Annotated in this window: 23 protein-coding genes; 13 read left to right on the top strand and 10 right to left on the bottom strand. The window is 63.4% G+C overall.

Annotated elements, in window-relative coordinates; all coding sequences use genetic code 11:
- Positions 1-130 precede the first annotated feature (130 nt).
- Positions 131-811 carry a metal-dependent hydrolase gene (locus tag P1U48_RS06540; protein WP_301068137.1) on the bottom strand — a complete coding sequence of 227 codons (681 nt, stop codon included), beginning with the start codon at positions 809-811 and terminating at the stop codon, positions 131-133.
- A gap of 153 nt (positions 812-964) precedes the next feature.
- Here P1U48_RS06540 and P1U48_RS06545 point away from each other — a divergent pair, with 153 nt between their 5' ends.
- The 8 genes from P1U48_RS06545 to P1U48_RS06580 all read left to right on the top strand — a co-directional run bounded on the left by P1U48_RS06545 (position 965) and on the right by P1U48_RS06580 (position 7,140).
- Complete coding sequence (locus tag P1U48_RS06545; protein ID WP_301068138.1) at positions 965-1,405, top strand: EVE domain-containing protein; 441 nt, start codon at positions 965-967, stop codon at positions 1,403-1,405.
- The gene (locus P1U48_RS06550) at positions 1,406-2,047 is read left to right on the top strand and encodes a ceramidase domain-containing protein (protein WP_301068139.1); all 642 of its coding nucleotides are present in this window, start codon (positions 1,406-1,408) and stop codon (positions 2,045-2,047) included.
- A gap of 103 nt (positions 2,048-2,150) precedes the next feature.
- On the top strand, positions 2,151-2,438 hold the full coding sequence (gene gatC / locus P1U48_RS06555; RefSeq protein ID WP_301068140.1) for an Asp-tRNA(Asn)/Glu-tRNA(Gln) amidotransferase subunit GatC: 288 nt from the start codon (positions 2,151-2,153) through the stop codon (positions 2,436-2,438).
- Between the two features lie 3 nt (positions 2,439-2,441).
- Positions 2,442-3,926 carry an Asp-tRNA(Asn)/Glu-tRNA(Gln) amidotransferase subunit GatA gene (gatA, locus tag P1U48_RS06560; protein ID WP_301068141.1) on the top strand — a complete coding sequence of 495 codons (1,485 nt, stop codon included), beginning with the start codon at positions 2,442-2,444 and terminating at the stop codon, positions 3,924-3,926.
- A gap of 44 nt (positions 3,927-3,970) precedes the next feature.
- Positions 3,971-4,732 carry a hypothetical protein gene (locus P1U48_RS06565; RefSeq protein ID WP_301068142.1) on the top strand — a complete coding sequence of 254 codons (762 nt, stop codon included), beginning with the start codon at positions 3,971-3,973 and terminating at the stop codon, positions 4,730-4,732.
- On the top strand, positions 4,722-5,438 hold the full coding sequence (locus P1U48_RS06570; protein ID WP_301068143.1) for an N-acetylmuramoyl-L-alanine amidase: 717 nt from the start codon (positions 4,722-4,724) through the stop codon (positions 5,436-5,438). The genes P1U48_RS06565 and P1U48_RS06570 overlap by 11 nt, the downstream gene beginning before the upstream one ends.
- A 93-nt stretch (positions 5,439-5,531) precedes the next feature.
- Positions 5,532-5,858, top strand: coding sequence for a DUF3775 domain-containing protein (locus tag P1U48_RS06575; RefSeq protein ID WP_301068144.1), 327 nt, complete (start codon positions 5,532-5,534; stop codon positions 5,856-5,858).
- Between the two features lie 19 nt (positions 5,859-5,877).
- Positions 5,878-7,140, top strand: a complete 1,263-nt coding sequence (locus tag P1U48_RS06580) for a SulP family inorganic anion transporter (protein ID WP_301068145.1) — start codon at positions 5,878-5,880, stop codon at positions 7,138-7,140.
- A 22-nt stretch (positions 7,141-7,162) separates the two neighbouring features.
- Here the strand turns inward: P1U48_RS06580 and P1U48_RS06585 are convergent, their stop codons facing one another.
- A complete protein-coding gene (locus tag P1U48_RS06585; protein WP_301068146.1) occupies positions 7,163-9,142 on the bottom strand; it encodes a bifunctional 2',3'-cyclic-nucleotide 2'-phosphodiesterase/3'-nucleotidase in 1,980 nt (659 codons plus the stop codon).
- A gap of 220 nt (positions 9,143-9,362) precedes the next feature.
- On the opposite strand from P1U48_RS06585, the gene nudC reads away from it, so the two are divergent.
- Both nudC and P1U48_RS06595 read left to right on the top strand, forming a co-directional pair.
- On the top strand, positions 9,363-10,337 hold the full coding sequence (gene nudC / locus P1U48_RS06590) for an NAD(+) diphosphatase (protein WP_301068147.1): 975 nt from the start codon (positions 9,363-9,365) through the stop codon (positions 10,335-10,337).
- 52 nt (positions 10,338-10,389) lie between these two features.
- Positions 10,390-10,857: an SRPBCC family protein gene (locus P1U48_RS06595; protein WP_301068148.1), complete on the top strand. Its 468-nt coding sequence runs from the start codon at positions 10,390-10,392 to the stop codon at positions 10,855-10,857.
- 36 nt (positions 10,858-10,893) lie between these two features.
- Here the strand turns inward: P1U48_RS06595 and P1U48_RS06600 are convergent, their stop codons facing one another.
- From P1U48_RS06600 to P1U48_RS06630, 7 genes are all read right to left on the bottom strand, one after another.
- A complete protein-coding gene (locus P1U48_RS06600) occupies positions 10,894-12,891 on the bottom strand; it encodes a biotin carboxylase N-terminal domain-containing protein (RefSeq protein ID WP_301068149.1) in 1,998 nt (665 codons plus the stop codon).
- 2 nt (positions 12,892-12,893) lie between these two features.
- The gene (locus P1U48_RS06605) at positions 12,894-14,438 is read right to left on the bottom strand and encodes a carboxyl transferase domain-containing protein (RefSeq protein ID WP_301068150.1); all 1,545 of its coding nucleotides are present in this window, start codon (positions 14,436-14,438) and stop codon (positions 12,894-12,896) included.
- 159 nt (positions 14,439-14,597) lie between these two features.
- A complete protein-coding gene (locus P1U48_RS06610; RefSeq protein ID WP_301068151.1) occupies positions 14,598-15,887 on the bottom strand; it encodes a TRAP transporter large permease in 1,290 nt (429 codons plus the stop codon).
- A gap of 75 nt (positions 15,888-15,962) precedes the next feature.
- The gene (dctP, locus tag P1U48_RS06615; RefSeq protein WP_301068152.1) at positions 15,963-16,961 is read right to left on the bottom strand and encodes a TRAP transporter substrate-binding protein DctP; all 999 of its coding nucleotides are present in this window, start codon (positions 16,959-16,961) and stop codon (positions 15,963-15,965) included.
- Between the two features lie 25 nt (positions 16,962-16,986).
- Entirely contained in the window at positions 16,987-17,472 is a 486-nt protein-coding gene (locus P1U48_RS06620) for a TRAP transporter small permease (RefSeq protein ID WP_301068153.1), read from the bottom strand.
- A gap of 50 nt (positions 17,473-17,522) precedes the next feature.
- A complete protein-coding gene (locus P1U48_RS06625; RefSeq protein WP_301068154.1) occupies positions 17,523-18,659 on the bottom strand; it encodes a MaoC family dehydratase N-terminal domain-containing protein in 1,137 nt (378 codons plus the stop codon).
- Between the two features lie 35 nt (positions 18,660-18,694).
- On the bottom strand, positions 18,695-20,254 hold the full coding sequence (locus P1U48_RS06630; RefSeq protein ID WP_301068155.1) for an AMP-binding protein: 1,560 nt from the start codon (positions 20,252-20,254) through the stop codon (positions 18,695-18,697).
- 146 nt (positions 20,255-20,400) lie between these two features.
- Between P1U48_RS06630 and P1U48_RS06635 the strand changes: the two genes are divergently transcribed.
- Both P1U48_RS06635 and P1U48_RS06640 read left to right on the top strand, forming a co-directional pair.
- Positions 20,401-21,186 carry an IclR family transcriptional regulator gene (locus tag P1U48_RS06635; RefSeq protein ID WP_301068156.1) on the top strand — a complete coding sequence of 262 codons (786 nt, stop codon included), beginning with the start codon at positions 20,401-20,403 and terminating at the stop codon, positions 21,184-21,186.
- Positions 21,187-21,337: 151 nt separating this feature from the next.
- Positions 21,338-22,558 carry a CaiB/BaiF CoA-transferase family protein gene (locus tag P1U48_RS06640; protein ID WP_301068157.1) on the top strand — a complete coding sequence of 407 codons (1,221 nt, stop codon included), beginning with the start codon at positions 21,338-21,340 and terminating at the stop codon, positions 22,556-22,558.
- A 12-nt stretch (positions 22,559-22,570) separates the two neighbouring features.
- On the opposite strand, the gene P1U48_RS06645 is transcribed toward P1U48_RS06640, so the two are convergent.
- On the bottom strand, positions 22,571-23,404 hold the full coding sequence (locus tag P1U48_RS06645; RefSeq protein ID WP_301068158.1) for a prephenate dehydratase: 834 nt from the start codon (positions 23,402-23,404) through the stop codon (positions 22,571-22,573).
- Between the two features lie 127 nt (positions 23,405-23,531).
- On the opposite strand from P1U48_RS06645, the gene P1U48_RS06650 reads away from it, so the two are divergent.
- On the top strand, positions 23,532-24,047 hold the full coding sequence (locus tag P1U48_RS06650) for a cytochrome c family protein (RefSeq protein ID WP_301068299.1): 516 nt from the start codon (positions 23,532-23,534) through the stop codon (positions 24,045-24,047).
- The last annotated feature ends 89 nt before the right edge of the window (positions 24,048-24,136 follow it).

The following is a 24,136-nucleotide window of genomic DNA, read 5'->3' on the forward strand; positions in this document are numbered from 1 at the left end:
CCCGCGCCAAGGGCGCGGGCCAGGTCGCCGCTGACGCGGCGATGCCTCCGGCGGGAATATTTTTGGCAAGATGAAGCGGGGCGGGCGCGCTGACTGGCGCCCGCGGGTCGTTGGTTCGGGATGTTCGGACTCAGATCTCGATGACTTCCATCACCTTGGGGGCGCGGACATCGACGCCGGGCAGGGCAGCTTTCAGCGCGTCGGCACTTTGTTCGAGGACCGGAAAGGTCTGGTAATGCATCGGGATCACCATCTTGAAATCAAAGAAGGTTTTCGCGGCATAGGCGGCGCGTTTCATGTCCATCGTGTAATACCCACCGGCGGCCAGGATGCCGATATCGGGGCTGTGCAGGGCATTGAACACACCCATGTCGGCCATCACATCGGTGTCGCCGGAGAAATAGATCGTGTGGCCCTCACCCGCGATCATGAACCCGCTTTCCGACCCGGCATAGGTGCCATCGGGGGTGGATGAGGAATGGGTCGCGTTCACCATTGTCACCGACACATCGTCCAACCGGACGGTGCCGCCCTTGTTGAAGCCGTTGGCATCGACCCCGGTCTTGGCTTGCAGCCAGCCCATCAGCTCAACCATGCCATAAACCGGAATCCCCAGCTCCTTGGCGAGTCCGCCGACATCGCCGACATGATCGCCATGGCCATGGGTGACAAAGATATGGGTGGCCCCGGCAATCGCCTCGTCGCGGCGGTCCTTGGGAAAGGTCGGGCCAGAGGGGAAAGGGTCGATCAGCAGGATCTTGTCTGCGATTTCGATGCGGAATGATCCGTGGCCGAGCCAGATGATTTTCATGGGGCGCCTCCTGTGAGTTGTGCATTGGCCGCGAAGGTAATGCGCGGAGGCGGGCGCGGCAATGCATCTGGCCGTGATCGCGTCAGCCGGTGGTGGCGCTGCGGCAAACCCGCTAGCTTTGGGTGAATGATAGATGGCATCGGAGGTTCGGCCATGGCCCGCTACTGGATTGGCGTCGCGGTCCGTGCTCATGTGAAACGCGGCGAGGCCGGCGGGTTTTGCCAGCTTGGTCATGGCAAGGCGGCGCCGGTGGCGCGATTGGCACCGGGCGACGGGCTGGTCTATTATGCGCCGCGCGAAACCCTGGATGGCAAGGACCCGGTGCAGGCCTTTGTCGCCATTGGCCGGGTGAAATCGGGCGACGTCTATCGCGCCGATCAGGGGGGTGGATTTCACCCGCACCGCCGCGATGTCACCTATCTGCAGGCGCGCGAGGCGCCGATCCGGCCCTTGCTCGATCATCTGAGCTTTATCGGCGATCCCAGCCATTGGGGCATGCCGTTCCGGCGCGGGTCCTTCGAGATCCCGCAGGCGGATTTCCTGGTGATCGCCAAGGCGATGGGCGTGGCTGACAGCTTTGCTGAGGAGAGATGAATGGACTGGACGCGGGCTGTGGACGGCTATTGTGAGAGGTTGGGGCCGGCCTATTGGGCAGAGCCGCTGAACGCCGTTACCAACCTCGCCTTTCTGGCTGCGGCGCTGCTGATGTGGCACCGTTGCGCCGGGTTGGTCAGCGGCCGGGTGCTGGCGGCGATCCTGTTCGCCATCGGCATCGGCTCTTGGTTGTTTCACACCCATGCGCAACCCTGGGCGGGCGTGGCGGATGTGGCGCCCATCGGCATCTTCATCATCGCCTATATCTTTGTCGTCAATCGCGACTTCCTGCGCCTGCCAGGCTGGCAGGCCGGGCTAGGTACGGTTTTTTCAGCGACGCTGATCCCGCTGTTGGCCTATCAATTCGGCAAATATGAACTGACCGCCGCCTCGGCGGGCTATGTGCCGGTGCCGATCCTCCTCTTCGGCTATGGCTGGGCGCTGCGGCAGCGCTTGCCGGTGGTGGCGCGGGGGCTGTGGATCGGGGCGGGGCTGCTGGTGGTCTCGATCACCCTGCGCAGCCTCGACCAACCGCTCTGTGGGGTCTGGCCGCTGGGCACCCATTTCCTGTGGCACCTGCTGAACGCCGCGCTGCTGGGCTGGCTGATCGAGGTTTGGCGGCGCCACGCGGTTGCGGCCTGAGCGTGCCAAACCCGGTCGCGCAGCGGTGATGCCGCGCCGCCTTGCGGCCCCGGCGCGGCGGGGCTAAACCTCCGGCAACCCGAAACCGCCGCCGAGAGGCCCCATGTCCATCGACACAACAACCGCCGCCCGGGTGGCGAAACTCGCCCGGATCAAGGTCGAAGACGCGGCACTGCCCGCGCTGGCCGATGAGTTCAACACCATTCTGGGCTTTATCGAGCAATTGAACGAGGTCGATATCGAGGGCGTCGAACCGATGACCTCGGTCGAGCCGATGCGCCTGAAGCGGCGTGAGGATGTGGTGACTGAAGGCCATCAACAGGCCAAGATCCTGGCCAATGCGCCGGATGCCCGCGAGGGGTTTTTCGCGGTGCCGAAAGTGGTGGAATAACTCATGAGCGATCTGAACAGACTCACCATCGCCGGAGCCCGCGACGCGCTGCGCAAGGGCGAGACCACCTCGGTCGCTCTGACCGAGGCCTGCCTGTCCGCCATCGAGGGCGCCAAGGCGCTGAACGCCTTTGTCCATGACACCCCGGAGCTGGCGCTGGAACAGGCCCGCGCAGCGGATGCGAAACGCGGCGCCGATGCACCCGCGCTGAGCGGCATCCCGCTGGGGATCAAGGACCTGTTCTGCACCAAAGGGGTGCCGTCACAGGCCGGTTCGGCGATCCTGAACGGGTTCAAGCCGGAATATGAATCCACCGTCACCCAGAACCTGTTTGATCAGGGCGCGGTGATGCTGGGCAAGCTGAACATGGACGAATTCGCCATGGGCAGCTCGAACGAGACCAGCATCTATGGCAATGCGGTAAACCCCTGGCGACGCGGCGATGACAACACCGCGCTGACGCCGGGCGGGTCCTCGGGCGGGTCGGCCTCGGCCGTGGCCGCGGATCTCTGCCTGGGCGCGACCGGCACCGACACCGGCGGCTCGATTCGTCAGCCAGCGGCCTTTACCGGCATCACCGGGATCAAGCCGACCTATGGCCGCTGTTCGCGCTGGGGCATCATCGCCTTTGCCTCCAGCCTCGATCAGGCCGGGCCAATGACCAAGGATGTGCGCGATGCGGCAATCATGCTGCAGGCGATGTGTTCGCATGATCCCAAGGATTCGACTTCGACCACCACGCCGGTGCCGGATTTCGAGGCGGCGCTGACCGGCGATATTCGTGGCAAGACCATCGGCATTCCTAAGGAATACACCCTCGACGGCATGTCGGACGAGATCGACGCGCTCTGGACCCGGGGCAAGGAAATGCTGCGCGACGCGGGGGCCAAGATCGTCGATATCAGCCTGCCGCATACCAAATACGCGCTGCCTGCCTATTATGTGATCGCCCCCGCCGAAGCGTCGAGCAACCTCGCTCGCTATGACGGGGTGCGCTATGGTCACCGGGCCAAGCTGGCACATGGCGATGGCATCACCGAAATGTATGAAAAGACCCGCGCCGAAGGCTTTGGCGCCGAGGTTCAACGCCGGGTGATGATCGGCACCTATGTGCTGTCGGCGGGGTTCTATGACGCTTATTACAACCGCGCCCGCCGGGTCCGCACCCTGATCAAAAAGGATTTTGAGGATGTGTTCGCCCAGGGCGTCGATGCGATCCTGACCCCGGCAACGCCCTCGGCCGCCTTTGGCCTGGGCGAGATGGCCGCGGCGGATCCGGTGCAGATGTATCTCAACGACGTGTTCACGGTTACGGTGAATCTGGCCGGATTGCCGGGTGTTGCGGTGCCCGCCGGGCTGGATCGTCAGGGTCTGCCGCTGGGGCTGCAGCTGATCGGACGCCCCTGGGAGGAAGATGCGTTGCTCAATACCGCCTATGCGCTGGAAACCGCCGCAGGTTTTGTGGCGAAACCGGCGAAATGGTGGTAAAGCAAATAAAAGTCAGGCCGATGAGCAGAAAACAGGTGCCTTTCATGCGTAGTATCCCGATGGCTGTGGTGCTTGGCGCTGCATTGCTGGTGACCGCCTGCACCCCGACAGTGCCCGACAGCGGGGCTGGTGTCGGCTTTGCCGATTACGAGGCCTATGCCGAACAGCGCGAGCGAGAGTTGCAGGGCCAGAGTCAGGCGGCATTGCCGCCGCCGCAGGCGATCGGGTCAGAGACGTTGCAACGTCTGGAAACCGGGCAAACCACCGGACAAACGACTGGCCAAACCACTGGCACGGGCAGCGGCAGCGATATCGCCGCGGACACCCAGGCGGCGCTGGCCGCGAGCCGGGTCAATTCCGGGCAGCAACCGGTGCAGGCCGATCCGAACAACCCGGCGCCCGAGGCGGTGAATTCATTCGGCATTTCGCGCGAACAGGATTTTTCGGCGGTTGACGAGCAACGCTCGATCGACGCGGACAAGGCGCGGCTGGCCCAGGTGCGGTCGCAATATCAGCAGGTCGAACCTTCGGCGCTGCCGTCGCGCACCGAGTCCGGGCCGAATATCGTGTCCTATGCGCTCAGCACCACGCATCAGCCGGGGGAGAGCCAGTATAACCGCAGCGGCTTCAACCTCCAGGCGCGCTATCAGCGCAATTGCGCCAAGTATCCCTCGCCGGATCTGGCGCAGACCGAATTTCTGAAAAACGGTGGTCCGCAATCCGACCGGATGGGGCTGGACCCGGATGGTGACGGTTTCGCCTGTTCCTGGGATCCGCGCCCGTTCCGCACCGCTCGTGGCGGCTGACAGCGAGCCTGATGCGCCGGGCGCGATCTGGTGTCCGTCCCCGAACCACGGACCACGCCGCCATGGTGGCGCGCCGTCGCTGATCGTCCTGCATTACACTGCGATGGCACGGGCCGAAGACGCGCTGGCGCGGCTCTGCGACCCTGATCCGCCTGACGGGCTGGGGCCAGTGTCGGCGCATTACCTGATCGGCGCCGAGGGGCGGATCTGGCAGATGGTGCGCGAAGCGGACCGTGCCTGGCACGCCGGGGCGGGCAATTGGGCCGGCTGCACAGATGTGAATTCGCACTCCATCGGGATCGAGCTGTCCAACACCGGCGCCAGCCCGTTTGCGGCGGCGCAGATGCAGGCGCTGGAGCGACTGCTGCCCGGTATCATGGCGCGCTGGGCGATCCCGCCCGCCGGGGTGATCGGCCATTCCGACATGGCGCCGGGGCGCAAATCCGACCCCGGCGCGCGCTTTGACTGGCGCCGCCTGGCCCTGCAGGGCTTGGCGCTCTGGCCCGAAACGACAGCCGAAACGACAGCCGATGTGGGCGATTTTGCCGCCGATCTGGCGCGGATCGGTTATCGCGTGCCCGAGTCGGCAGACCCCGAGGCGCTGCTATTGCAGAGCTTTCGCCAGCGCTTTCGCCCCTTTGCCCGGGGGCCGCTGTCTGATGCGGATCGCAGCGCCGCGCGCGCGCTGGCGCTGGCCTGCGGCTAAGGGTCCGATCCCGCCGGGCGGCGATTTGCGCAAGATCATTGTCATGGTGGCGTGAACCGGTCCAATCTCGCCCCAGCAAAAGGAGTGGATGTCATGTTGGACATTTCGGAACGCAAGATCGCGCAAGTGGTGTTGATGGCACATGAAATGCACCGCGCCGAGGGCGAATTGCGCGCCTTTATCGACGCGCTGAACGAAGATGAGGCGGCCAGCCTGGTCGCGCTCTACTGGATCGGTCGGGGCGCCTACGAGCCTGAGGAACTGGAAGAGGCCAAGGCGACGGCATTGAGAGAGGCCACGGCGCCGACCTCGGATTACCTGCTGGGCTCGCCGCATATGGCCGATCATCTGGAGGCCGGGATCGAGGCGCTGGGATTGGAAATCGTCGATGACGAAGATGATTTGATGCGCGGCGTCTGAGGCAGTGTAAGGCGGGGCAATGAAACCAAAAATTATTACAACCCTGCGCGGCTATAGCGCGGGCGATTTTCGTGCCGACACCCTGGCCGGGATCAGCGTCGCGATGGTGGCGCTGCCGCTCAGCCTGGCGATTGCCATTGCCTCGGGGGCCGATCCCGGCGCCGGGGTGGTGACGGCAATTGTCGCGGGCTTTGTGATCTCGGCACTGGGTGGCAGCCGGGTGCAGATCGGTGGACCGACCGGGGCGTTTATCGTTGTCGTCTACGGGGTGATTGCCGAGCATGGATATGACGGGCTGGTTCTGGCGACGCTGATGGCCGGGGCAATCCTGATGCTGGCCGGGCTGTCACGGGCCGGGGCGCTGATCCGCTGGGTGCCCGAGCCGGTGATCCATGGCTTTACCTATGGCATCGCGATCATCATTGGGGCCAGCCAGATCAAGGATGCGCTGGGGCTCACGACCGAGTCACTGCCCGCCGACTTTCTACCCAAGATGGAAGTGATGTGGGCGGCGCGGGCCAGCCTGACACCCGCCGCTGTCGGGGTGACGCTGGCCACCATGATTCTGATCACCCTGTTCCGGCGCGCCGCGCCGAAATGGCCGGGGCTGATCGTGGCGGTGGCACTGACCTCGGGCGCGGCGGCACTGCTGGCGCTGCCGGTGGACACGATTGCTGGCCGCTTTGGCGCGTTGCCGGATCACCTGCCAATGCCGCATCTGCCCGAGATCACCATGGCGCGGCTGGGGGAATTGCTGCCCTCGGCGCTGATCATCGCCTTTCTCGCCGGGATTGAATCGCTGCTCTCGGCGATGGTGTCGGACCGGATGATCGGTGGCAATCACCGCCCCAATGCCGAAATCATCGCCCAGGGGGCGGCCAACCTTGCCAGCGCGATGTTCGGCGGCCTGCCCGCCACCGGCGCCATCGCGCGCACCGCCACCAATGTGCGGGCCGGGGGCAAGACCCCGGTGGCCGGGATCGTGCACGCGCTGACCATCCTGCTGGTGATGATGCTGGCGGCGCCGCTGGCCGGGCTTCTGGCGATGCCGGCACTGGCCGGGGTGCTGCTGCTGACCGCCTGGAACATGGCCGAGCCGCAATCCTGGCGGGCGCATGGCAAGCTGCCGCGCGCCGATCTGGCGCTGCTGCTGATGACCCTGGTGCTGACGGTGCTGGCCGACCTGACCGTGGCGATCGGGCTCGGGGTGGCCGTCGGGCTGGCGCTGCGTCTGCGTCAGCGCGGCGGCAAGCCACCGACCTGGCACACGCCCGACCGTTAGGCCGGGCAGGCGGGTCTTGCGGCTAAAGCGTGATGCGGAACCGGGCAAAGCCGTCCGGCCCGTCGCCCGCCGCTTCGATCGTCACGCTCTTCAGGTCGCCGAGGTAATCGGCGGCCTTGGGGCCGGTGTCGAACAGGACGCTGGTGCCCGGCAACGGCTTGAAGCCCCAATTGCCATCTGCCGAAGGCTGGATCGTGCCCTTTTCGACGATATAGCGCACGATGATATCGCGGTTGGTGTCGGGGCCTTCAAAGATGATCGTATCGCCCTTGGCGCCGGGGAAATCACCGCCGCCAGAGGCGCGATAATTGTTGGTGGCAACGACGAACTCGATGTCGTCGGTCACCGGCTGGCCCTGATAGGTCAGGTTGACGATGCGGCTTGAATCGGGATTGAGCGGCTCACCCTTGGGCCCGAAACGCGACGGCTGACTCAGGTCGATCTGATAGCTGACCCCGTCGATTACATCGAAGTTGTAGCTCGGGAACGACGGGTCCAGCAGCGGCGCATCCACCGCCCCCACCGCGACCTGGTTAAACGCCCCGGCCGAGCGCTCCAGCCAGCCCTTGAGTTGCGCGCCAGTGATCCGCACCGCGCGGATGGTGTTGGGATAGAGATAGAGGTCGGCGACATTCTTGATCGCCACATCCCCGGCGGGCACATCGGTGTAATACTCCGGCCCGCCACGACCCCCGGCCTTGAACGGCGCAGCGGCCGAGAGGATTGGCAGCCCCTCATGCGCGGTGCCTTTCATCATCTCGGTGACATACCAGGATTGCGCAATCGAGACGATCTGCACGCTGGGATCGTCGGCCACCAGGGCGAAATAGGAATGCAGCGGTGCGGCGGTCTTGCCAACCCCGCGGCGGACATAGGCCAGCGTCGCCTCATGTTCGGCGCGTATAGAGTCAAGCACATCGGACTCGCTGTCGACCAGCGCACTGACCGACCGGTCCGGGTTGCGCTGCGAGATGGGCCGGGTCGAGACCTCTTGCATCACCACCCGCCAGCTGCCGCCTTGGTTTTCCAGCATCAGGTCGATCAACCCGAGGTGCGAGCCCCAGAAACCGCCCATCGTCGCCGGTTTGCCATGCAGCGTGCCCTTGGCCACGTCGACCCCGGCAAAGCCGTCATAGGTCGGTGACGGGAACACCAGGTGGCTGTGCCCGGTCAGCAGCGCGTCGATGCCATCAACCTCGGCCAGCGGCACCGAGGCGTTTTCCATGCCCTCGCTGTGTTGTGCCGCGCCGATGCCGGAATGGCTGAGCGCGATGATGATATCGGCGCCCTCTTCCTTCATCTGCGGCACCCAGGCGCGGGCGGTTTCGACGATGTCACGGGTGCTGATATTGCCTTCAAGATGCCTACGGTCCCAGTTCATGATCTGCGGCGGCACAAAGCCGATCAACCCGACCTTGATCATATGAGTGTCGCCCGATCCGTCGGTCAGGTGGTGATCGAGGATCACATAGGGTTTCAGCAGGGTGGTGTCGGCGCGTGGCGTGGCGCCGCGCTCCTTGACGACATTGGCCGAGACCACCGGGAAATCCGCCCCGGCGACGGATTTCATCAGGAAATCCAGACCATAGTTGAATTCGTGATTGCCCAGGGTCGAGGCGTCAAAGCCCAGGCTGTTCATTGCCTTGATCACCGGGTGCAGATCGCCCTCCTTCATGCCGCGCTCATAGGCGATGTAATCGCCCATCGGATTGCCCTGCAGGAAATCGCCATTGTCGAGCAGCAGCGCATTTGTCGCCTCGGCCCGGGTATCGGCGATATGGGCGGCGGTGCGGGCGAGGCCCACCGTGTCATCGGGTTTGTCGGAGTAATAATTGTATGGAAACACATGCACATGCAGATCGGTGGTTTCCATAATTCGCAGATGCGCCTGTCGGGCTGCCGCTTGGGCGGAGAAGGGGTGCAATGTGATCAATCCGGCACCGGCAATCGTGCCGGAAAGGAATGTCCGGCGAGACAAATGGTTTTGCGAATCGCGTTTCATATCGGGTTCCCCTGTTCAGGACTCCGTCAAAATATGCCAAAACGTGACACGCATATGATGTTTTTATGTGCGACCGAGTCTTGCAGAACAACTTTTGCCTGCATAGCCAAATATCGTTTCAGCACCGGACTCTTGCTAAAGTTGCAATGGCATCACGCAGGCTGGCGATTGCACTCGGCCCGGCTTTGGGGAAATGTGTGCCGAAACAGTGGAGGGCAGGATGCGGATTGCGGAAACGGTGACTTTTGGTGGCTCCGGGCTGGACCGGGCCGGAGAGATTCGAGGCAATGCAGATGTGATGCGCTTTGCCCGTGGCGCGGCCTCATCGGTCTGTATCGTACTCTGGCGCGGCAACATCCTGCTGGACGGCGGCGCGACACCGGTGCTGGCGCGGCTGCCGATGGATCACCCGTTGCTGGCGATTGGCGATGAGGAACCGATCCTGCTGGGCCGGGATCAGAACGGGCTGATCTTTGCCCAGGACATTTCCGGCTGGAAACCGGCGGGGGACACCTTTGCCGAACCGGGGCCGGGTCGGCGCATTGTGGCGCCGCTGCCTGCCCACCCGGACCAGGATGAAGAGCACCTGTTCAGCGATGTCCGCGCCGTGATGGCGGAGATGTCGCCGCGCGACGCCGAACTCGCCGCCACCGCCAAGGCGATCTACAATTGGCATTCCACCCATAAATTCTGCGCCCGCTGCGGCAGCCACAGCAAGATCGTCATGGCCGGTTGGCAGCGCTCTTGTGACGAATGCGGCGGCCAGCATTTTCCGCGCACCGATCCGGTGGTGATCATGCTGATCACCCATGGCAACAATGTGCTGATGGGCCGTTCGCAGGGCTGGCCGCAGGGCATGTGGTCGCTGCTCGCGGGCTTTGTCGAGCCGGGTGAGACGCTGGAGGCGGCCGTGCGCCGCGAGGTGATGGAGGAATCCAGTGTGCCGGTCGGCACAGTCACCTATCTGGCCAGCCAGCCCTGGGCGTTTCCGAATTCGATCATGTTCGGCTGTCATGGCGAGGCGACGGATGACAAGATCACCGTCGACGAGACCGAGCTGGAGGCGGCGATCTGGGTGCCGCGCGAAGAGATGGTCGATGTCTTTGCCGGGCAACACCCTGTGATCCGTTCGCCTCGCAAAGGCGCGATTGCAGAGTTCCTGTTGCGCAACTGGCTTGCGGATCGGCTGGATTAAAGTGAGATTGCGTCACGGGCAGGGGCGCAAGACCAGATAGAACGGGCGAGCCATGAAATTCGTTGCCAAAGAAGATATCGAGGCACCGATCGAATTTGTTTTCGATGATGTGTCAGATTTCGAAAGCTTTCAGCGTTCGGCAATGCGCCGGGGCGCCGAGATCACCCGCACCGATAGCTTGAGCGAGGTCGGGGTCGGGATGAGCTGGGACGTGGCGTTTGATCTGCGTGGTCGGCGCCGCGAAATGGCGGTCAAGCTGGTCGAATTCGAAAAGCCGACCGAAATGCGGTTCGAAGCGGAATCGCCCAGCTTGAATGTCGATTGCTGGATCGAGCTGATCGCGCTGTCGCGCAAACGCACCCGGATCAAGCTGCATCTTGAGCTGAAGCCGCAGAACCTGTCGGCACGGCTGCTGGTGCAGTCGCTGAAACTGGCCAAGACCAATCTGACCAAGCGGCTGCAACTGAAAGTGGCCGATTACGCCAGTCTGGTTCAGGACAAGTCCAAGCGCCACGCTTAGCGGGGCAGCCCGGCCGTGCTGGCCGGGCCTGGTTGCTCAGGCGGCCGCCTCTTCTGCCAGGCTGATCAGCACCGCGCCGCCCTCAACCGCGTCGCCGATGGCGCAGGTGATGGCGGTGATCGTGCCAGCACGCGGTGCCACCAGGGCGGTCTCCATCTTCATCGCTTCGATCACTCCCAGCCTGGCCCCCGCCTCGACCGCGTCCCCCGCCTTCGCCGACAGGCTGATGATGGTGCCGGTCATCGGTGCGGTGACCACATTGCTGTGGTCGATCACGGCGGCACCGCCCGCGCGGGCGTCGGGCAGGATCAGATCGCGCACCACCCCGTCATTCAGAACCGAAACCAGCCGGTCGGCCTTGCGGGTGATAACATGCGCCACCGCCTGAACCTGCTGACGGGTGGCGCCGCTGCGGGCGGTGATGGCGGGACCGTCGATCCGCAGATCGGTCAGGCTTAGCGGTCCGGTCGCGCCGCCGGTCAGACGGATCGCGCCGTTGCCGGTCATGATCAGCTGACGGTCGATCAATTCCCCGTCGTGGATCAGCCGCAGGTCATGGTTGGCGTCGCCCCATAGCCGGAAACCGAATTCCGGCGCATCGGGATCCAGCCCCAAGGCGGCAATCGCGGCAACGGCGATCTGTAGCTCGGTGAGCGGCGGTCGGGCGATCAAGGCTTCGACGTTGCGCTCGATCAGCCCGGTGTCAAATCCCTGGCCGTTGGCAAATTCTCGGTTCTGCGCCAGGGCGGTCAGGAATTCGGCATTGGTGGCGGTGCCTGCGACATGGGTGCCGCGCAGTGCTGCCAGCAGCGCCGCAAGCGCCGCCGCGCGGCTGCCGGCATGGGTGATGACCTTGGCGATCATCGGATCATAAAACGGGCTGATCGCGTCACCGCTGCGCACGCCGGAATCGTTGCGGGCCGTGGCGCTGAACGACAGATGCTCCAGCGTGCCGGTGGCGGGTAAAAAGCCATTGGAGGGGTCCTCGGCATAAAGCCGCGCCTCAAAGGCATGACCTCTGATCTGCAGATCCTCCTGCGCCAGCGGCAGCGGCGCCCCCGCCGCGACCCGCAATTGCCATTCGACCAGATCGACACCGGTGATCGCCTCGGTTACCGGATGTTCGACCTGCAACCGCGTGTTCATTTCCATGAACCAGAACCCGTCGGGGCGCAGCGGGCCGGAGCCGTCGACGATGAATTCGATGGTGCCCGCGCCGCTGTAATTGATCGCCTTGGCGGCGGTCACGGCGGCGGATGTCATCGCCGCGCGCAGCGCCTCGGTCATGCCGGGGGCCGGGGCCTCTTCGATCACCTTTTGGTGGCGGCGTTGCAGCGAACAATCGCGTTCGAACAGATGCACGGCATTGCCGTGATTGTCGCCAAACACCTGCACTTCGATATGACGCGGTGCGGCTATGAATTTCTCGACCAGCACATGGGCATCGCCGAACGCCGCCTGACCCTCGCGTTGAGCCGAGGCCAGGGCTTCGGCAAAATCCCCGGGCCGCTCGACCTTGCGCATGCCCTTGCCGCCACCCCCGGCGCGGGCCTTGATCAGCACCGGATAGCCGATCCGCCCGGCCTCTTCGGCCAGAAAATCGACCTCCTGTCGCGCGCCCTGATAGCCGGGCACCACCGGAACCCCGGCCTTGGTCATCAGGTCCTTGGCCGCGTCCTTCAGTCCCATCGCCCGGATCGCCTGGGCCGAGGGGCCGACAAAGACCAGACCGGCCTCGGTGACCGCGTCGACAAACTCCGGGTTTTCGGACAGGAAGCCATAGCCGGGGTGGATCGCCTCGGCCCCGGTTGTCAGGGCGGCCGCGATGATCGGGTCGGCGCGCAGATAGCTGTCAGCCGCCGCCGCGCCGCCGATATGCACCGCCTCACCGGCCAGGGCGACATGCAGCGCCCCCGCATCGGCATCGGAATAGACCGCGACAGTGGCAATCCCCATCTGATGCGCGCTGCGGATCACCCGGCAGGCGATTTCGCCCCGGTTGGCGATCAGGATCTTGGAAAAAGGTTTTGTCATCATCACATCCTGAACAGGCCAAATTTGGTGTCTTCGACGGGCGCATTCAGCGCGGCCCGCAGCGAAAGGGCGACAACATCCCGGGTCTTGCGCGGATCAATGATCCCGTCATCCCAGAGCCGCGCCGAGGCATAGAGCGGTCGTGATTGCCGGTCGAACATGTCGATCGTCGGCTGTTTGAACTGCGCCTCTTCCTCGCTCGACCACTCCCCGCCCTTGGCCTCGATCGCGGCGCGGCGGACATCCGCCAGCACGCCCGAGGCCTGCGGCCCGCCCATCACCGCGATCCGGGCATTGGGCCACATCCAGACAAACCGCGGCCCGAAGGCGCGCCCGCACATGCCGTAATTGCCCGCCCCATAGGATCCACCGACGATCACCGTGATCTTCGGCACCGAGGCGGTCGAGACCGCCGTCACCAGCTTGGCACCATCCTTGGCGATGCCGCCGGCCTCGTATTTCGAGCCGACCATGAAGCCGGTGATATTTTGCAGGAACAGCAGCGGGATCTTGCGCTGGCAGCAGAGTTCAATGAAATGCGCGCCCTTGGTCGAGCTTTCGGAAAACAGCACGCCGTTGTTGGCGATGATCCCGACCGGAACCCCGTCGATATGGGCGAATCCAGTGACCAGGGTGGTGCCGTAGCGCGGTTTGAATTCGGCGAAATCCGACCCATCGACCAGCCGGGCGATCAATTCGCGGGCGTCATAGGGGGTCTTGTCGTTCGCCGGGACCACGCCCATCACCTCGTCGACCGGATAGAGCGGTGCCCTGGGCGCGCGGAAATCAATGTTTGGGCGCGGGCGCGGCCCCAGGTGGCTGACGATTTCGCGGGCCAGGGCCAGGGCGTGCCGGTCATCATCGGCCAGGTAATCGGCAACGCCCGACAGCCGGGTGTGGGTGTCGCCGCCACCAAGGGTTTCGGCGTCGACGATCTCGCCAGTGGCGACCTTGACCAGCGGCGGGCCTGCCAGAAAGATCGTGCCCTGTTCGCGCACGATGATGGTTTGATCGCTCATCGCCGGGACATAGGCGCCGCCGGCGGTGCAGGATCCCATCACCACGGCGATCTGGGCGATGCCCTTGGCGCTCATCCGGGCCTGGTTAAAGAAGATCCGTCCGAAATGGTCGCGGTCCGGGAACACCTCGTCCTGATTGTTCAGATTGGCGCCACCGGAATCCACCAGATAGAGGCAGGGCAAGTGGTTTTCCTCAGCGATCTCCTGAGCGCGCAGGTGTTTTCGCACTGTCATCGGGAAATAGGTGCCGCCCTTCACTGTCGCGTCATTGCACAGGATCATGCAATCGCGCCCCTCGACACGGCCAATCCCGGCGATGGCACCGGCCGAGGGCACCTCGTCACCATATAGCCCGGAGGCGGCAAAGAGGCAGACCTCAAGAAACGGCGCGCCGGGGTCCAGCAGCCCGGCAATCCGGTCGCGCGGCAACAGCTTGCCCCGGGCGACATGGCGCTGGCGCGCGGAGTCTGAGCCGCCTTTCAGAACCCGCTCGGCCTCGGTCGCGATCTCGGCGTACTGGGCCTGCATGGCTGCGGTGTTTTCCGCAAACTCCGGCGCGTTCGGCGTCAGTTTGCTCTGCAATATCGTCATAGGGTCGTGTCTCCATTTTGGGCGGGCGGCGGCAGCCTGCGGACATGCCGATGCATCTCCGTTCTGATCCCCGGGGTTCAGCGGTGCGTTACGCTGTCAGCGCGCCATGAATTCCGGCAGGAACAGGGTGATCTCTGGCAGGGACAGCAGCAGCAGCAGCACCAGGATTTCCATTGCCAGAAATGGCAGGATGCCGCGAAAGATGGTCCTGAGCGGCACTTTGGTCTGCGCCGCCGCGACATAGGCGTTCAGGCCCAGCGGCGGCGTCAATAGCCCGATCTCGACGGTCTTGGTGACCACAATCCCGAACCAGACCGGGTTGTAATCCAGCGCCATCGCCGTCGGAAAGGCCAGCGGCATCGCCAGCGACAGGATCGCCAGCTGATCCATGAACATCCCCATCACCAGCAGCGAAAGAATGATGATTGCCATGATCGTTTCGCGCGACATGTCGGTGGTGGCGATGAATTCCAGCAGGCGATGGGTGATCCGGGTAAAGGCGAGGTAATTCGAGAAGATCGCCGAACAGGCCACAATCGTGACGATCATCACCGTGGCCCGGATGGCGCCGCTGATCGAGCGGTTGAATTGCACGAAATTCAGGGTGCGCTGAAACAGCACGATGATCAGCGCCCCCATGACGCCAAGGGCTGCCGCCTCAGAGGGCGAGGCCACGCCGCCGTAGATCGCGCCGATCACCAGCAGGATTAGCAGCACCATGGGAATGACATGGCGGCTGTCTTTGACCGCTTTGGTCAGGACAAAGGGCTCGCCCTTGGGTGCCTGATCGGTGGTGTGCGCGATGATCTTGATGACCACGGCCAGGCCAGCGGCGGTCAGCAACCCGGGGATGATCCCGGCGATGAACAGCTTGCCGATCGAGGTTTCGGTCAGCACCCCATAGACCACCAGCACGATTGAGGGCGGCACCACCACGGCCAGGGTGCCACCGACGCTGACCACAGCGGCGGCAAGGCGATCGGAATATTTGTGACGGCGCATTTCGGGAAAGGCCGAAGAGGCCATGGCGGCGGTTGAGGCGGTCGAACTGCCGACCAGCGCCGCCAGCAGCACCGAGGCCGCGACCGTTGCAATGGCCAGCCCGCCCTTGACGTGGCCGATCCAGGATTGGCAGGCGGTGATGGCGCGGCGGGTCACATCCCCGGCGGTCAGCAATTCGGCCATCAGAATGAACAGCGGGATCGCGACCAGAATAAAGGACGACGAGGTGTCGAAAAACGTGCGTTCCAACACCGCCAGCGCCGGTTTCCAGCCGAGCTGGGCGGCGAGGCCAAGCGCGCCGGTGATCCCCATGGCAAAGGCAATGGGCACGCGAAACGCCATCAGGACGGCGAGCAGGAAGAGTATGGCAATGAAAGTCAGCATCTGGTGCACCTGCGCTCCGTGAAAGGCAGGCGGTCGTCGCAACGACCGCCTGGATTGGGGGTTCGGAACCGGGGCTTAACGGCTGGTCAGCGCGCCATAAGCGTCCAGCACCGCCTTGGCCTGATCGTTTTTGAGGCGATCGGCCCAATCGGCGCTGACCGGCTGCAGCGCGGTTGCGACAGCGGCGAGTTCATCGTCGGACATCTGATAGGTCTCGATGCCCTGCGCCTTCCACTCTTCGACCAGACCCGAGACTGACTCGTCCTGCGCCTTGGCGACATGGGCCGCGGTTTCATCGCCGAGTTTCAGCATGGTCGCCTGCACGTCGGGCGACAGCGCGTCGAACAGATCGCTGCGCACCACCATCACAAAGCTGTAGCCGCCAAAGGAGCCATTGGTCGAAATGTGGCTGACGACTTCGTTCAGCTTGTAGCCGGGGACCGAGGCCAGCGGGAACAGGATGGCGTTCAGGCGGCCACGCTCGACAGCGGTATAGACCTCGGGACCGGGGATCGAGATCCCGACAGCGCCGAGCGTCCGCGCGGTCATTGATTGAGTGGACCCAGAGGTGCGCACATCCAGCCCGTCCCAGTCGGTCGGCATGCCGAGCCGTTTCTTGGCCAGAACCTGATAGGGCGGCAGCACAAAGCCATAGATTGGCGTCACCCCGGTCGCCAGGATTTCGTCACGCAGCGGGCCGTCTTTCAGCATGGTTTGCAGCGCCACGGTGCCCTGGACTGCCGAGCCATAGTAACCGGGCAGGCCGACCACCGAATTCAGCGGCAGCACATCGGCGTGATAGGCGGCGCCGAGCAGGGCGGCGTCGAGAATGCCATTGGCGACAGCGTCAAGCTGGGCGTTGGATTTCGCCGCCTGCTGGGACGGGAAATGTTCGAATTTGATCGCCCCGCCGGTGGCCGCTTCGACGGCGGCCATCCATTTGGTGGTGCCCTCGACCGACACGATATGTGTGGTGGATTGGAAATCACCCAGTCGCAGCGTTTCGGCCAGCGCGGGGGCTCCCGTCGCCAGCGCCAGGACTGCGGCGGACACAAATGCATTAAACGTCTTCATTGGTCTTCCTCCCATTGGTTTGTTGTCAGGTTTGAGCCACGGCTTTGTTCGAGAAAGCGTCGTGGAATAGCCGCAGACCCAGCACGCCACATCCCAGAGGAATGATCGCGTAGGCCCACCCGAGCGGCCAATCGAGCGCCCCGTATTCGACATCCCCGTGAGAGATGGCCTTGAGGGCAAATTTTCCGGACATCCAGGTGACCGCCACGAAGAAGGCGGCTGCCAGCAGCAACCGGCCTCTTGCGAGGAACGATCCCAGCAGTCCGGGCAGATGTTCCGGCACAAAATCCAGCGCCAGATGGCCGCCGTCGCGGAAAACCCGCGACAGCGACAAGGTGGCCAGGGCCGGCATCAGATAGAGCTCGGTGAGTTCGAATTGGATCTGCACCGGTCGGTTGAAAAACAGCCGGAGCAGAATATCCGCATTGAGCAACGCCGCGACAGCGACGAGGCTGAGGCAGCCTCCAAGGTGGAGGATGTCCTCGAGTTTGGTCAGAATTCTTCCAAACATGTTCAACCTAGCCTCCCCAGCGGTTGATCTTGCGGTTGATCAGCCGCGCCTCAGCGTTTGGGCAACTCGACGATGGCCGAACCGATCGCCGACATTTCGCCGTCCTGCTGTTCCGCGCGTTGCTGGACCTCGACCAGATAGCGTCCGTCTTTTTCGAATTTGCGGATCACGCTGGCGTGGATCAGGATGATGTCGCCTTCGGGGTTGTGCCGACGCACCTGGCTTTTCGCCTGGGCGAGAAAACCGTCATCGCCCATCCAGTTGGTGACCTGATGGGTCAGCCAGGAGGCGCGTTCGGGGCCGTAATCGTAGGCACCCGGTGCGCCGACCTCGAGCGCGAATTCCTCTTCCCAATGCACCCGCTCGGGGCAATCAGGGATGCCAAAGCGGTTCTTGATCCCGGCGCTGGGGTGTTTCTGTTGCAGTTGCCAGGCCAGTTTGTTGGCCCGGATATAAAGCCCACCCCAACCCTGCGCATAGGCGATGAAGCCGGTCGCGGTCATCGGACCCTTGACCATGGTCGGCAGCTCTTCGCCCTCGGTCACATCATCCCAATAGCGGGTTTCGGCGCCGCGAATGGTCTCTTGCGCATAGTATTTGTTGTAGGAATCGAGCTCGTCCTGGGTATAGACTCGACGGCCCTTGGCCTTGGCTTCGGTGTATTTGGTGCCGTTTTCGCGGGCCTGGTCGCGGTCGGTGCGGAAGCACCAGCTGTCGGCCGCGGCCAGCATGTCGCCGGTTTTCGCATCATAGAAATCGACGTGATAGATCTGTTGCACGGCTTTGCCGGCAAAGCGGGTTTCGTGTTCAATCAGGTCTTTCAGATAGGCTTCGGTGCGGAACTCGGTGTTGCGCAGGATCGGCTTGTGCCATTCCCAATTGGCACCGGACCACATTGCGTGCACGCCCGGCAGGCCACCGACATAGCCCGAGATGATCCGGCTGGTGGCGAACAGAAAGCTGGGCAGGGCAACCACGTCACCATATTTGGTGGTCTTGGCATATGCCGGGTCACACCACAGCGGGTTGTCGTCGCCAATGCCATGGGCGTAGTGGCGGATATTGTCGCGGGTGGCCTCATAGCACCAGGGTTCGACGGTGCGTTCGATCTTGACGCCAATCCGTTTGCGCAGATCATCCAGCCCCTCTTCGGTGATCTTTGGGAATTTCCGTGTCATGTCGTTCATTGCATTCTCCTTGAATGTCTTGATGGGTCTGGAAATTATTCTGCGGCGGCCAGTTTTTCGGCTTGCAGATCGCGAAGGATTTTTCGGTTCACCTTGCCTGCCGGTGTCTTTGGCAGATCGGTGACGAATTCGATTTGACGGGGGTATTCGTGGCGCGCGAGACGGGCGCGGACATGGTCCTGAATGCTGGTGATCAGGCCCTCGGTTTCCGCGCCCTTGAGGATGATGAACGCCTTGACCACTAGGCCGCGCAGCTCATCCGGGGCGCCGATCACGGCGCATTCGGCGACAGCCGGGTGGCTGAGGACCGCGTCTTCGACCTCGACCGCGCCAATCGTCCAGCCGGCCGAGATGATCACGTCATCGGCCCGTCCGCCGTGGTAGAAATAACCATCGGCATCGACCCGACCGAGGTCCTTGGTCGGGAACCATTTGCCGCGTTTCTTGACCATCAGCTCGCCGGTTTCACCGGGATCTGCCGGGGTGCCATCGGCGCGCTGAACTTCGACCTCGACGCCGGGCACCGCCTTGCCCATGGCGCCGTCCCGCACCTCAAGATCGTCAGCGCCGGGGTAGTTCGAGATGATGACGCCGATCTCGGTGGTGCCATACATCGAGCGCACCTTGGTGCCGAACACCTGCTCGACATAGGCGGCGGTCTCTGAATCGATCGGTTCGCCGGTGAAGGACAGCTTTTCAAAGCAATAGGTATAATCGCTGGCGACCCCGGTGTTGCGCATCATCCGGTAATGAGTGGCCGCCGCCGTCAGGTTGGTGATGCGGAAATCCTGGAGCGCCTTCAGCAGCCGCACCGGATCGAACTTGCCACTGAAAGTGCCGGTCGACACGCCCATCGCCAGCGGCGCCAAAGTGCCATGCCAGAGCCCGTGGCCCCAGGCCGGGGACGAGGGGCAGAAGAACCGGTCGCCGGGGCGGATGCCGGTGGCATAAAGCGCCGCGACCATCAGCGTGACAATCGAGCGATGATCGTGGCGCACGGCGGCGGGCAGCGCGCGGGTGGTGCCCGAGGTGTATTGCAACACAGCGAGATCGTCGTCCGAGGTTTCCAGATCGTATTGGGCGGGCAGGTGGTCGAGGCTGGTCAGAAAGCCGGTATCGACAACGGTGACATTCTTGGCGCCCCCGGTGATGGCGTCTTCGGCCTTTTCGGCATTGGTAAAGAAAATCTCAGGGCGGCAATCGCCGACCCGCAGCCGGATGCCATCCGGCCCGAACAGCGAAAACATCGGCACCGCCACCGCGCCGGTTTTGATCACCCCGAACATCGCGGCATAGAAGGCCAGCGACGGCTCGATCATCACCGCGACCCGATCTCCCTTTTTGATGCCCTGGTCGGCCAGGTAATGGGCAACTTGGGACGAGCGGCGCGACACCTCTTCGAAGCTGAGGATTTCATCCAGCCCGTCGGCATGGGCGATGCGCAGCGCGGTGTTGTCGCCGTCGACATGCCGGTCAATGCATTCATGGGCGATGTTGAAGCATTCACGATCGCCGTCGAACAGATCCCAGAGCTTCGCTTTCGAGTAGTGCGACTGAGCGTCCGCATAGGACGTGAAGTCTGTCAATCGGGTCATGCTCGCCTCCTTCCAATGTCGTGTCGGACCGCCAATTCAGGGCGTGTCCGGTTCGTTGACAAAGGGTGGGATTGTGAGAAATTATTGTCAATATGATTCTTTTATTGTATATAGACAATTAAATCGTGAATCATACGGAGGCCGAAATGGCGCATGATGACGACAAGCAGATGACCAAGCGACAGGTGCCTGCGGTCACCCGAGCCCTTGCAATCCTTAGACTTTTGGCGCGCTCGCCCGATCCGATCGGGGTCAATCCGATTGCCCGTCAGCTCGACCTGATCCCGAGCACTTGCCTGCACATTCTGCGGGTCTTGCAGGATGAGGGGCTGGTCGATTTTGATTCGAGCACCAAGCGCTACACCATCGGAATCGGTATCCTGCCGCTCGCCAGATCGGCCCTGCAGCGCAACACCTTTTCGACGCTGGTTCAGCCGAAACTGTCGCAGCTGTCGCAGGATTTTGATGTCACCAGTATCGCCACTCAGCTGTCCGAACCGGGCCAGATGGTGGTGGTCGCGCTGTCGCAATCGAACATGCCGTTTCGGCTTCAGGTCGATCTGGGCAGCCGCTTTCCCGCGCTGATCAGCGCCACCGGGCGCCTATTCGCGGCCTATAATGTCAGCGATGACGCCGAGCTTGAGGCGCGGTTTCACAAGCTGACCTGGGACAATCCGCCCTCGTTCGCGGATTGGCGGGCCGAGGTCAATGAGGCGCGCAGCCAGGGCTATGCGGTCGACCAGCGCAACTACATTTCCGGTGTGACGGTCGTTGCGGTCCCGGTCTTTGGCAATGACGGCAAGATGCTCCGCTCAATCGTCGCAATCGACATTTCCGAGCGCCTCAAGGACAAGAGCATTCCGAAACTGGCCAAGGCGTTGCAGGCGATCCGCGAAAGCATCGAGGGCAATCAGATCGACAGGGGGAGTTAGACGTGACGGGAGACGACAGCAGAGCGGCCAATTGGCGGGCCGGAAAGATGAAGGGGGCCCTGGGCCGGATCGGGCCGGTGTTGCGCGCGACCCGACCCGTCGCAGGTGCAATCGCCGTAATGATATCCGCGCCACGCTCAGGACCGAAAACATGACCGATCTCTCAGAACAGCCCCCCGCGGGCCCACTTGCCGGGATCAAGGTGCTCGACTTTTCGCGGATCCTGTCCGGTCCCTATGCCAGCATGGTTCTGGCGGATCTGGGGGCCGATGTTATCAAGGTCGAGGCCATTGAAACCGGCGACGACACCCGCAATTTTCCGCCGTTTCTGGGTGGGCTCAGCCATTATTACATCGCGCTCAATCGCAGCAAGGAAAGCATCTCGCTGGATCTGAAGTCAGCCGAGGGACAGCAGATCGCCAAGGATCTGGCGCAGGGCTGCGACATCGTGCTTGAGAATTTCAGACCCGGGGTGATGGACCGGCTCGGGCTGGGCTATGAGGCGCTGCGCCAAGTGAACCGGCAGTTGATCTATGGCTCGATCACCGGCTTTGGCGCGGACAGCCCGCTTGGCAGTAAGCCGGCCTTTGACATTGTCGCGCAGGCGCTGTCCGGGGTAATGAGCGTCAATTGCGAACCCGGCCAGCCGCCGAACAAGCTGGGGATCCCGCTGGGGGATATGGCGGGCAGCATATTCTCGCTGTTCGGGCTGCTGGCCAGCCTGCATGAACGCAATGCGACCGGGCAGGGCAAGCATGTCGAGGTGGCGATGCTGGACAGTATGATCGCGTTGCAGGGCTATCTGTCGCAGATCTATTTCGTCAGCGGTGAAAGCCCACGGCCCGTCGGCACCCAACACCCGAGCATTGTGCCCTATGGTGCGTTCCCGACATCGGATGGCCATGTCATCGTCGCCTGCCTAACCGACCGGTTCTGGCACAATTTTGCCCGTTCGCTGGGCCGCGAGGACCTGATCGAGGACGCGCGTTTCGGGGCCTACCAAGCGCGGCTGGACAACCGCAAAGCGCTGGACGCCATCATTCAGGACCGGATGACCCGCGACACCACCGGCTATTGGCTGGAGCGGCTGGAAACATTCGACGTCCCGAGTGCGCCGATCCTGTCGATTGGCGACGCGCTGGAACAGGATCATGTCATCCAGCGTGGGTTGGTCGAAACCGTCATCCATCCTTCGGTTGGGGCGATGAAGCTAGTGCGCGGCCCGATCCGGTTTAACGGGATTGGCCCGGCCCAGGCCAGGGCCCCGGCATTGCTAGGTGAAAACACCAGTGAGGTTCTGTCCCGCGAACTCAGCCTAAGCCCGGCGCAAATCTCTGAACTGGCCGCAAAGGGCGTGATCGGCGGGGCTTAGGCTCCGTCGGGTTCAGCTGCGGCGCGGATCGGCGGGATAGACTCCGAGGATTTCCAGCTCCGAGGTGAAATAGCCCAGCTCGTCCAGTGCCCGTTTGACCGGCGCGTCCTCGGGATGGCCTTCGATATCGGCGAGGAATTGGGTCGCGGTGAACGAGCCGTTCTTCATGTAGCTTTCCAGCTTGGTCATGTTCACGCCATTGGTCGCGAAGCCGCCCATCGCCTTGTAAAGCGCTGCCGGGATGTTGCGCACCTCAAAGACAAAGGTGGTGATCATCCCATGCGCGCCGCGCCGCGTCAGATCCAGGTCGGGCGACATCAACAGGAACCTTGTGGTGTTGTGGCCGTGATCCTCGATGTCGCGGGCCAGGACCTCCAGCCCATAGATCTCGGCCGCCAGATCGCTGGCCAGAACCCCGCAGTGCTGGTCGCCGTTGCGCGCCAGCTCGGCGGCGGCCCCGGCGCTGTCCACGGCGGTTTCGGCGGTGATGCCACGCTGGGCCAGAAACCCCCGCGCCTGTGGCAGCAGCACCATATGCGCCCGCACCTTTTCGATATCCTCCAGCGCCACGCCGGGGCGGGCCATCAGGCTGATCCGTACCCGAACGAAATGTTCCTCGATAATGTAAAAGCCGGAATTCGGCAGCAGCGAATGGATATCGGCGACTCGGCCATAGGTCGAATTTTCCACCGGCAGCATCGCCAGATCGGCGGCTCCGCTGCGCACCGCATCGATCACGTCGTCGAAGGTGCGGCAGGGCAAAACCGGGTGATCGGGGCGCGCCGCGACGCAGGCTTCGTGCGAATAGGCGCCCAATTCGCCCTGGAATGCGATGCGTTTGCTCATGGTTCCGATCCGCAACTTGGCCCAAAAGGGCGATTGGTCGCGGTAACTACACCTTGCGTAAGCCAAGGTGAAGCGGATAGATACCGGCGCAAACGGGATGAAATCCATCAAAGGACGCGCGAATTCCATGTTCGATACGATGACGATGACCAAGATCGTCGGCGGCTTCTGCGGGGCGCTGCTGGTCTTCCTTTTGGGAAATTGGGTGGCTGAGTCGCTCTATTCGATGGGGGGCGGGCATGGCGACGACCATGCGCAGGCCTATGTCATCGAAACCGGGGCCGAAGACACCGCCGACGAGGCCGATGAAGGCCCGGATTTCCCGACCCTGATGGCCGCCGCCGACGCGGGTGCGGGCGCCAAGGTGTTCAGCAAGTGCAAGGCCTGCCACAAGATCGACGGCAGCAATTCCACCGGGCCGCATCTGGACGGCGTCGTCGGACGCACCATCGATGCGGTTGAAGGATTCGGCTATTCCGGTGCCCTGCTGCAGGTTGGCGAGACCTGGACCCCGGAGAATCTGTTTCACTTCCTGGAGAGCCCGAAAGCCGCCGCGCCAGGCACCAAGATGTCCTTTGCCGGCCTGAAAAAGCCGACGGATCGTGTCAATCTGATCGCCTATCTCGACAGCATCAGCCAGTGATGACGTGCCGGGGCTGACCCGGTGCGGAAAAGGCCGCCGACCATCGGGTCCGGCGGCCTTTTTCATGCGCATTTTCTGCGCGTTGCGTT

This window comes from Pseudooceanicola sp. (assembly GCF_029213205.1).
Taxonomy (GTDB): Bacteria; Pseudomonadota; Alphaproteobacteria; order Rhodobacterales; family Rhodobacteraceae; genus Pseudooceanicola.

What these genes read in the sequence shown, in the direction of transcription:
- P1U48_RS06540 (WP_301068137.1), bottom strand. Translation starts at nt 811, where the DNA reads ATGAAAATCATCTGGCTCGGCCACGGATCATTCCGCATCGAAATCGCA.
- P1U48_RS06545 (WP_301068138.1), top strand. Translation starts at nt 965, where the DNA reads ATGGCCCGCTACTGGATTGGCGTCGCGGTCCGTGCTCATGTGAAACGC.
- P1U48_RS06550 (WP_301068139.1), top strand. Translation starts at nt 1,406, where the DNA reads ATGGACTGGACGCGGGCTGTGGACGGCTATTGTGAGAGGTTGGGGCCG.
- gatC (WP_301068140.1), top strand. Translation starts at nt 2,151, where the DNA reads ATGTCCATCGACACAACAACCGCCGCCCGGGTGGCGAAACTCGCCCGG.
- gatA (WP_301068141.1), top strand. Translation starts at nt 2,442, where the DNA reads ATGAGCGATCTGAACAGACTCACCATCGCCGGAGCCCGCGACGCGCTG.
- P1U48_RS06565 (WP_301068142.1), top strand. Translation starts at nt 3,971, where the DNA reads ATGCGTAGTATCCCGATGGCTGTGGTGCTTGGCGCTGCATTGCTGGTG.
- P1U48_RS06575 (WP_301068144.1), top strand. Translation starts at nt 5,532, where the DNA reads ATGTTGGACATTTCGGAACGCAAGATCGCGCAAGTGGTGTTGATGGCA.
- P1U48_RS06580 (WP_301068145.1), top strand. Translation starts at nt 5,878, where the DNA reads ATGAAACCAAAAATTATTACAACCCTGCGCGGCTATAGCGCGGGCGAT.
- P1U48_RS06585 (WP_301068146.1), bottom strand. Translation starts at nt 9,142, where the DNA reads ATGAAACGCGATTCGCAAAACCATTTGTCTCGCCGGACATTCCTTTCC.
- nudC (WP_301068147.1), top strand. Translation starts at nt 9,363, where the DNA reads ATGCGGATTGCGGAAACGGTGACTTTTGGTGGCTCCGGGCTGGACCGG.
- P1U48_RS06595 (WP_301068148.1), top strand. Translation starts at nt 10,390, where the DNA reads ATGAAATTCGTTGCCAAAGAAGATATCGAGGCACCGATCGAATTTGTT.
- P1U48_RS06600 (WP_301068149.1), bottom strand. Translation starts at nt 12,891, where the DNA reads ATGACAAAACCTTTTTCCAAGATCCTGATCGCCAACCGGGGCGAAATC.
- P1U48_RS06605 (WP_301068150.1), bottom strand. Translation starts at nt 14,438, where the DNA reads ATGCAGGCCCAGTACGCCGAGATCGCGACCGAGGCCGAGCGGGTTCTG.
- P1U48_RS06610 (WP_301068151.1), bottom strand. Translation starts at nt 15,887, where the DNA reads ATGCTGACTTTCATTGCCATACTCTTCCTGCTCGCCGTCCTGATGGCG.
- dctP (WP_301068152.1), bottom strand. Translation starts at nt 16,961, where the DNA reads ATGAAGACGTTTAATGCATTTGTGTCCGCCGCAGTCCTGGCGCTGGCG.
- P1U48_RS06620 (WP_301068153.1), bottom strand. Translation starts at nt 17,472, where the DNA reads ATGTTTGGAAGAATTCTGACCAAACTCGAGGACATCCTCCACCTTGGA.
- P1U48_RS06625 (WP_301068154.1), bottom strand. Translation starts at nt 18,659, where the DNA reads ATGAACGACATGACACGGAAATTCCCAAAGATCACCGAAGAGGGGCTG.
- P1U48_RS06630 (WP_301068155.1), bottom strand. Translation starts at nt 20,254, where the DNA reads ATGACCCGATTGACAGACTTCACGTCCTATGCGGACGCTCAGTCGCAC.
- P1U48_RS06635 (WP_301068156.1), top strand. Translation starts at nt 20,401, where the DNA reads ATGGCGCATGATGACGACAAGCAGATGACCAAGCGACAGGTGCCTGCG.
- P1U48_RS06640 (WP_301068157.1), top strand. Translation starts at nt 21,338, where the DNA reads ATGACCGATCTCTCAGAACAGCCCCCCGCGGGCCCACTTGCCGGGATC.
- P1U48_RS06645 (WP_301068158.1), bottom strand. Translation starts at nt 23,404, where the DNA reads ATGAGCAAACGCATCGCATTCCAGGGCGAATTGGGCGCCTATTCGCAC.
- P1U48_RS06650 (WP_301068299.1), top strand. Translation starts at nt 23,532, where the DNA reads ATGTTCGATACGATGACGATGACCAAGATCGTCGGCGGCTTCTGCGGG.